Source organism: uncultured Brachyspira sp. (assembly GCF_934747485.1).
Classification (GTDB): Bacteria; Spirochaetota; Brachyspiria; order Brachyspirales; family Brachyspiraceae; genus Brachyspira.
Window position 1 is genome coordinate 1 of the sequence record NZ_CAKVGN010000097.1, and the last position, 8,182, is coordinate 8,182.

The window sequence follows — 8,182 nt, forward strand, 5'->3', positions numbered from 1 at the left end:
CAAAAGTTGACAAACAGTTGGAAATTATATATAATTTAGCAAAAAAGGAGCTTTTTTAGTTATCTAGGACAGCCCCTAAATTTATGATTATAGGAAACAAATATGTCTTATCCATTTCGTCTTACTAATAAAGCTATAAGAATATTAGATTTACATTCTGTAGAGGAAGCTAAGAGACTAAATCATTATATGCTTACCCCAGAACATGTTTTATTAGGAATATTTCATGAAACCGATTCTATAGTTGTTAATGTTTTAAATAAACTAAAAATAGATATAGAAAAGATAAAATTTGATATAGAATCTTCTATGCCAAAATCTACAAGCAATACTAAATTGTTTGGTAAAATACCTACATCTCCTCGTATTCAGCATTTAATAAGCAGAGCGAAAGAAGAGGCTAAATCATTAGGAGATAATTGTATAAGTACAGAGCATTTGCTTCTTGGAATTCTAAAAGAGGAAAATGGTATAGCATATAATGTGCTTACTAGTTATAATTTGGATTTAAAAACATTAATACAAGAGATGATGAGAATTAGAAGATACAATACAGATAAAGCTACTATAAGAATATTAGATTTACATTCTGTAGAGGAAGCTAAGAGACTAAATCATGATATGCTTACCCCAGAACATGTTTTATTAGGAATATTTCATGAAACCGATTCAATAGTTGTTAATGTTTTAAATAAATTAAAAATAGATATAGAAAAGATTAAATTTGATATAGAATCTTCTATGACAAAATCTACAAGCAATACTAAATTGTTTGGTAAGATACCTCTATCTACACGCATTCAGCATTTAATAAGCAGAGCGGCAGAAGAGGCTAAATCATTAGGAGATAATTGTATAAGCACTGAGCATTTGCTTCTTGGAATTCTAAAAGAAGAAAATGGTATAGCATATAATGTTCTTATTAGTTATAATTTAGATTTAAAAACATTAAGACAAGAGATGATGAGAATTAGAAGATACAATACAGAAAAAGAATATGAGATAGGGTATTTGCAAGAGAAAATATATACAGCTTCGAGTAAATTGAAAGGAAAACAAAGAGATGTATTTATTTTGAGATATTATGAAAATTATTCTTATAAAGAGATAGCTGATATTTTAAATATGTCATGAAGCCATAGATATTGTACTTTTACTTGCTATAATATTTTTGATTCTTTCTTTGATTGTAATATAACCTAACGAAGAAATCAATGCAGACATTGTTCCGTATATTTTTTAAATAAAGTATTTATAGAAGCTAAAGACAACACAAAACATAAACCTATAAAAGGTATAATCATATAATAAGGCATATATCTAAATACTAAACCAAATATTAAAACTCCTATAATATTTCCTATAAGATTAATTTTCAAATTGGCCTTAACATCTTCATAAAAAGGATACATCATTATATAAGAAAGTATAGGAAGCCAGTAACCCCTTATTGCTATTTTTTCAGGTAAAAAATATCTAATTGTAAAACTTACACACATTATAATGCCCATCTTTAAAGCAAATCTAAAATGACATTTATTAATATTAAACTCTTTTCTTATTATTCTAAACTTCAAATAAAACTCTTTTTCTATCTCCAAATTATCAGCCCTATTTTCAAACATATTACGGAGTATACTATCAAGTTTCCTAAGCACATAAAGCCATTCATAATTTTTATTTTCATCACTAAGAGTATAATTATCATTAAAATTTTTTATTTGTTTTGCTATAGAATTAAACTCTTCCTCTTTTTTCTTAGTAATATCATTTTTTAAAAACTCTCTAATATTCTCTAAAAGTTTATATAAATTAGAAAAATATTCAAAATCACTGTCTGTTAAATTATCAATATTTTTATATTCTTTTTCTATTAATTGATTGATTTCCTCTAAAAATAACACAAACTCAAAATCATTAATATTCTTATTGCTCATAATAGAGTTTCTTTTTAATGAATCCATATATATAGAAGATGTATATAACTTAATGGCAGAAAATAAATCATCTATTCTTTTTAAATCACATTTTTTGTTGCATAATAAAAGTAACTTTTTGTTTATAATGCCAATACATTTTGAAGCTAAATTATTGTTATTATTTTTACTAATTATTTTGTTTAATGATAAAAATATAAATATAATTATTAAAGCAAAAGCAATAGACTCCATTCTAAGAGATATATTTTCTATTGGTATATTATAAGCTTGAAATATCACATAGGCAAAACCATATATAAAATATCCTCTCGGCACAAAATCATCAGATAACAAAAACACTATTAAAAAAGGCACTACAAAATTAAGTATTATTATTAAAAATATATTCTGCTCTGCAATGGTAGCTAAAAATCCAAGTAAAAGTATTCTAAAAGCAACAAGAGGATAATTTGATGCTGTAAAACTTTGACGCATTAAACCGCATATAAATATACTCACCACTCCAATAGTGGAGTTTTCTCTTCCATATAGTTTCGCAGTTATAACGAGAATAAAAAGACCTACCAAAACGCTTGGAGTAAAGTCCGCTACCCTTTTTAAAAACGATAAAATGTTTCTTTTTGTTTTATATAAAAGTCTTTTGATAATAGATTTGAATTTATTATTTTATTCATGTTAATTACTATAAATAAAAACAAAAAAATAGTCAATAAATAATATATTTTTGTTTAAGTTATATTTTTTATTAAAAATAGTAAATACATATAAAAATATGTTTATTATAGTATAAAAATCCATTATAAAACATAACTTTATAATATTAATTAGAGTTTACATAATTTTTTGTATTGTTTTTTTAAAACTATCCGAGAATTATAATAGTATTATGTAAACAATATATAAATAATAGGGGTAGTTTTTTGATGGTAAAAGCAATTATATTAGGATTTATTCAAGCAGTTACGGAATTCTTACCTGTATCTAGTTCCGGACATTTAAGAATAGCTGAGTCTTTTCTTAATTTCAATGCAACAGAAAATATATTATCTTTTGAAATAGCACTTCACTTTGGCACATTTTTAGCCACTTGTTTGGTGTTTCATAAAGATATTATTAATGCCATAACAGGTTTTTTTACAGGGTTAAAAGATATTAAATATTCAAGCAAAAATAACGAAGGTTTTAGAGTTGGTCTTATGGTAATTATTGCTTCAATACCAGTTGCCATAGTTGGTTTATTATTAGAGAAATATTTAAGCAATATAAACACTCAAAGGGTTGGGCTTAACCTCATTATAACAGGTTTCATTTTGCTCATGACAAAAAAAATGGACAAAGGAATCAATAAAGATGCTCTCACCACAACCTATTATAATGCTTTAATGATTGGTTTTGCTCAAGCTATAGCCGTTTTCCCGGGAATATCAAGGTCTGGCATGACTATAAGCATGGCTTTATTTTTGGGACTTAATAGGGATTTTGCGGGCAGATTTTCTTTTTTAATATCTTTGCCTGCTATATTTGGTGCTTTGCTTCTTTCTTTAAAAGATTTAACCGACTTTAATGTTACTTATGTAATAGTTGGGCTTGCTACTTCTTTTATATTTGGAGTTATTGCGTTAAAGCTGCTTATGTCTTTTCTAAAAAAAGGAAAGCTTTATTATTTTAGTTTTTACTGCATAATAGTTGGTTTAGCTGTGTATATATACTTTTTTAATACTTAAAGATAGCTGGAGTTTTTATAATGTTTACTAAAAGAAAATTAAACATACAAAAAAGAGCCGAGAGTAAAAATGTTTATCAATCATATGATGATAAAAATAGAAACCCTATATATGATATTATTGGTTTTTTATGCATACTTTTTGCGGGTATATTAATTTTATCATATTTGAGTGCTAATATAGGAGAGATGAACACTTCTCTTACAACAAATAATTTACTTGGTAAGTTTGGAGCCTATATTGCTGAGTATTCATTTTCTGCTTTTGGGATTTCTTCTTTTGTAATACCTGCTTTTTTTGTATATGCTGGTGTAAATATTATATTAAAAAACTCTATTAAAAATATTTTGATGTTTGCTCTTCTTTTATCATTCGTTATGATGTTATCCAGCATACTACTTGATATATTACTTGGAGAGAAAGAGTTTTATTATAAAGGCGGAATAATGGGAGAAGTTATAGGAGGTTCACTTGCTTCATTATTTGGAAATATTGGAGCTATTATAATAACTTCTGCTATACTGCTTATTACTATAATAGCATTTGCTAAGATTTCATTGCTTGATTTAGCTAATTATTGTAAGGATATGATAAAAAAGATAGACTTAGAAAAGATAAAAGATGTTGAGAGAAAAATATCTGATACCATAAAAACTAAAAAAGAAGAAATGAAAGAATATAAAAATTCAAAAGAAGAAAGCGAAAAAAATTACAAAGAAGAAAATAATAATAGAAAAAATACTTCATTAGATTACTTGCCTATTTTTAGTAAAAAAGAAGTATCTGATTTTGAGTTTAATAATACTCCGTTTATAGAAAAGATTTCTTTCAATCATTATGATTTATTTGACAAAAAATATAATAACAAAAATGATAATATAATGGAAGACTTCTTCAATAAGAGAAATGATTTTGATGATGCTAAGAATAAAGAATTAGATTATATGGTTGAAAGTTTAAATAACTTGAAAAGAGATAACTATGGAAGAATTAATGTTAATACAATAGAAGACACAGAAGAAGATATGGGTAATTCTTTATTTGAGGCTGCATTTGGAAGTGATGTAAGAATGGAAATAAAAAAAAAAGAAGAAGACACTTTCAATCAATATGATGAATTAAAGCAATATGAATACAATAAAAATGTTCATGAGGCTATAGAAAATATTGATTGGGATTTCAGTATTAATAGAGCTAAAAAGTCTGATTTTAAAAAGGCAGCTTACGAAGACAATGTTAATTATTATGATACAACAGAAAATTATTTGAAAGCTCAAAATAGTATAAATAATGATTATGATGAGAGTGTTATACTTGAAAACATATATAAAAACAGAGAGAGAAAGTTTAGAGAATTAAATAATAATAATAATAATAATAATGAATTAGAAAATAATAAAATAGAATATATTGAAGACTTAGATAAATTATATAAAGAATATAAAGAGAAAACTCTTAAAAAAGAAAATACTCCTAATGATTTAAATAATACTAATGTTTCATATAAAACTAATAGTTCCATAAAAACTGATAATAAAGAAAATATATTAGATAAATTGAGAAGAGTTGCCAATGAAAATAAACAATTAAAAGAAATGTATGACAGAGAGCATGGCAAAATAAAAAGAGGAAATAAAAATGAAGAATTAAATTACTCAGAGCAAACAACTGACAAGAGCAGCAGCCGCTTTGAGTTTCCTATGGGTTATGCTTCAAAAAGAGCATACAGAAGAGAAGACCATATACCAAATTATAATAACAATATTATTAATTATGATGATGATAATATATTAAACTGTTTTGATTTGGACGAAGAAGAACTTTACAATGTTGATAAATCTTATAATGATATAGAAGATGTAAAAATAAAAGATGATTTAAGAGAGCCAAACAATTTTTCAAATGATTCTAAATATTATAATAATACAACTAACGAAGAAGAATATGATGTTGAAAAAGAGCTTCAAAAATATGCTGAAAAATTAAGCTCTATAGAAGACATAAAAAACGATAATGAAACTAATAGCGGTTTTATAAATATAGAATCAGAAAAAAAAGTAAACACACTAAAAGAACCTCAAAAACCAATAATACATAAAAATCACAAAAATGATTTTGACTTAATACAATCAAACTTTAACAGCAAGTATGTGGATAAGCATTATAAAGCTCCGCCATTTGATTTGCTTAATAGGTCAATTCCTGTTAATGATAATGCAATGCTTGAATCTATAAAACAAACAGCAATACAATTAGAAAATACATTGCTTGATTTTAATATAGAAGCTAAAGTTACAGGAGTATCAAGAGGACCTGTTATTACAAGATATGAATTAGAATTAGCAGCAGGAACTAGAGTGTCAAAAATATCAAACTTAACAGATAATATTGCTTTAGCACTTGCTTCAGAGAGTGTAAGAATAATAGCACCAATACCGGGACGTTCTGTTATAGGTATAGAGATACCAAACAAAGTGAGAAATGCTGTATTTTTAAGAGATGTATTAGAAAGCAGTGATTTTAGACAATCAAAACTTGATATACCGTTTGTACTCGGAAAAGGCATATATGGAAACAATGTTGTATCAGATATGTCTGAAGCTCCTCACTTGCTTGTTGCTGGTACTACTGGTTCTGGTAAAAGTGTTTGTTTATCTACAATAATACTTTCGCTTTTATATAAGTTTAGACCTGATGAACTTAAATTTATATTTGTAGATAAAAAGAGAGTTGAGCTTTCTATATATAACGGCATACCGCATTTAATGTCTCCTGTTGTTTCTGATGAGAAGAAGGCTACTATAGTATTGAGATATATTGTAGACATAATGGAGAAAAGATACGAAAGAATGGAGAGATTCTTCGTTAGAAATGTTAAAACTTACAACGAAAAAGTAAAACAGCTTCTTAAAGAGGGAGAGACAGAGTTTAACGGAGAGCCTTTAGAGTTATTTCCATATATAGTTTTAGTGATAGATGAGCTTCACAATTTGATGGTTGTTGCATCAAAAGAGGTTGAGGATTTAATATCACGCTTAGCTGGTATGAGTAGGGCTGTTGGCATACACTTAATAATTGCCACACAAAGACCTTCTGCAGATGTTGTTACTGGTGTTATAAAAGCTAATTTACCTACAAGAATTGCATTCCAAGTGCCTAACAAAACAAACTCACGTATTATAATAGATATGTCTGGTGCTGAGCAGTTATTGGGTAAAGGAGATGCTTTATTCTGTGCTTCTGGAAGTCAGATGCCTGAGAGGGTTCAGGGAGCTTTTGTTTCTGACAATGAAGTTAAGAAGGTGGTTGACTATTTATCTGGCGAGATGTCTCCTATGTTTGATGAGAGCTTGATTGCTGCATTAGATGGAAGCGATGATGACAAAAACACTGATGAAGAGGATATATTAGACGAAGAGCTTTGGGAGGATGCTGTTGAGCTTGTAGCAAGAACAGGAAAGGCAAGTGCATCATTTCTACAACGCAGATTAAAAATAGGATACAACCGTGCTGCAAGAATAGTAGAGATTATGGAGCGTCAGGGCATTGTTGGTCCAGAAAATGGCTCTAAACCAAGAGAAGTGCTAATCACATTAGATGATAGATAATAAGATTTTAAGGCTCGTTTACAGTTGGTAGGCGGGCTTTTTTTATATAATAAAGTTTATATAAAAAAACTTATTTTGAATTGCTTTCTATTATTTTAGTTATGTATTCATCATCTTGCAATCTATTGTTTATATCATCTTTTTTATTTTCTTTATCGTTGCAAGAAACAATAAAACTAAATAATATTAGAGTTAGTAATAATAATATTTTTTTATACATAAATACTCCAAATATTACTAAACATTATTAATTTATATTTTTCATACTTTTATATTATCGGTATATATATTATACAAAATTAATTAATTATTTGAGATATATTTACTAAATATTTTTGATTTTAAAAATTAAAAAGTTTTGAAAGTTAAACTATTTTTTATATTTTAATACATTAAAATTTATTTTCTTTATATACAAAATTATCATATTATACTTATTAAAACTAAATATACGCTATGGAGTATAACATATTCTTATAAAACACTGATTATTTTTTATTTATGATAACAAAAGACGGAACAACTATAGAAAGAAATATTGATGAACAAAAGAGAAAATCTTCTATTGTAATGTTATAGCTATATTTTATAAAATTTTTGTCATGTCTAAAAGGTGTTGGTTTAGAATCGCCATCTGGACCTTTGCATTCTTCCTGAGAGAAAATCACTATAATAGATAATATTACAATAAATAAAAGTTTTTTCATAATATAAATTAAAAATATTAACTATCTATAAAAGTTATAAAACAAAATCTGCATACCATAATAGTAATTTTAGATATATTTATTAAAAAAAATAATTCTATATTGTAAAAAATATTATACATTAAAATAATGCACAGGAGCCAGACATATTGCAGTTAGGAATTCCTTAATTTCTTAAAGTATAGCATAGGTGTATCATAATT

The 8,182-nt window shown here is 26.4% G+C and carries 5 protein-coding genes and 2 pseudogenes; 4 read left to right on the plus strand and 3 right to left on the minus strand.

Annotated elements, in window-relative coordinates; translation table 11 throughout:
* Nucleotides 1-102: 102 nt before the first annotated feature.
* Both Q0H31_RS13250 and Q0H31_RS13255 read left to right on the plus strand, forming a co-directional pair.
* Nucleotides 103-729: pseudogene (locus Q0H31_RS13250) on the plus strand (Clp protease N-terminal domain-containing protein); the annotation flags it as partial.
* A gap of 12 nt (nt 730-741) precedes the next feature.
* Nucleotides 742-1,131: pseudogene (locus Q0H31_RS13255) on the plus strand (Clp protease N-terminal domain-containing protein); the annotation flags it as partial.
* An 80-nt stretch (nt 1,132-1,211) separates the two neighbouring features.
* On the opposite strand, the gene Q0H31_RS12475 reads toward Q0H31_RS13255, so the two are convergent.
* Nucleotides 1,212-2,507 carry a hypothetical protein gene (locus tag Q0H31_RS12475; RefSeq protein ID WP_295298669.1) on the minus strand — a complete coding sequence of 432 codons (1,296 nt, stop codon included), beginning with the start codon at nt 2,505-2,507 and terminating at the stop codon, nt 1,212-1,214.
* Between the two features lie 356 nt (nt 2,508-2,863).
* On the opposite strand from Q0H31_RS12475, the gene Q0H31_RS12480 reads away from it, so the two are divergent.
* Both Q0H31_RS12480 and Q0H31_RS12485 read left to right on the plus strand, forming a co-directional pair.
* A complete protein-coding gene (locus tag Q0H31_RS12480; RefSeq protein WP_295298671.1) occupies nt 2,864-3,664 on the plus strand; it encodes an undecaprenyl-diphosphate phosphatase in 801 nt (266 codons plus the stop codon).
* 20 nt (nt 3,665-3,684) lie between these two features.
* The gene (locus Q0H31_RS12485; RefSeq protein ID WP_295298673.1) at nt 3,685-7,272 is read left to right on the plus strand and encodes a DNA translocase FtsK; all 3,588 of its coding nucleotides are present in this window, start codon (nt 3,685-3,687) and stop codon (nt 7,270-7,272) included.
* 70 nt (nt 7,273-7,342) lie between these two features.
* On the opposite strand, the gene Q0H31_RS12490 is transcribed toward Q0H31_RS12485, so the two are convergent.
* Together Q0H31_RS12490 and Q0H31_RS12495 are read right to left on the minus strand one after the other, a co-directional pair.
* Nucleotides 7,343-7,492 carry a hypothetical protein gene (locus Q0H31_RS12490; protein ID WP_295298675.1) on the minus strand — a complete coding sequence of 50 codons (150 nt, stop codon included), beginning with the start codon at nt 7,490-7,492 and terminating at the stop codon, nt 7,343-7,345.
* A gap of 268 nt (nt 7,493-7,760) precedes the next feature.
* Nucleotides 7,761-7,979: a hypothetical protein gene (locus tag Q0H31_RS12495; RefSeq protein ID WP_295298677.1), complete on the minus strand. Its 219-nt coding sequence runs from the start codon at nt 7,977-7,979 to the stop codon at nt 7,761-7,763.
* Nucleotides 7,980-8,182: the final 203 nt, after the last annotated feature.

Coding starts and splice junctions, on each gene's coding strand:
- Q0H31_RS12490 (WP_295298675.1), bottom strand. CDS start 7,492: ATGTATAAAAAAATATTATTATTACTAACTCTAATATTATTTAGTTTT.
- Q0H31_RS12485 (WP_295298673.1), top strand. CDS start 3,685: ATGTTTACTAAAAGAAAATTAAACATACAAAAAAGAGCCGAGAGTAAA.
- Q0H31_RS12495 (WP_295298677.1), bottom strand. CDS start 7,979: ATGAAAAAACTTTTATTTATTGTAATATTATCTATTATAGTGATTTTC.
- Q0H31_RS12480 (WP_295298671.1), top strand. CDS start 2,864: ATGGTAAAAGCAATTATATTAGGATTTATTCAAGCAGTTACGGAATTC.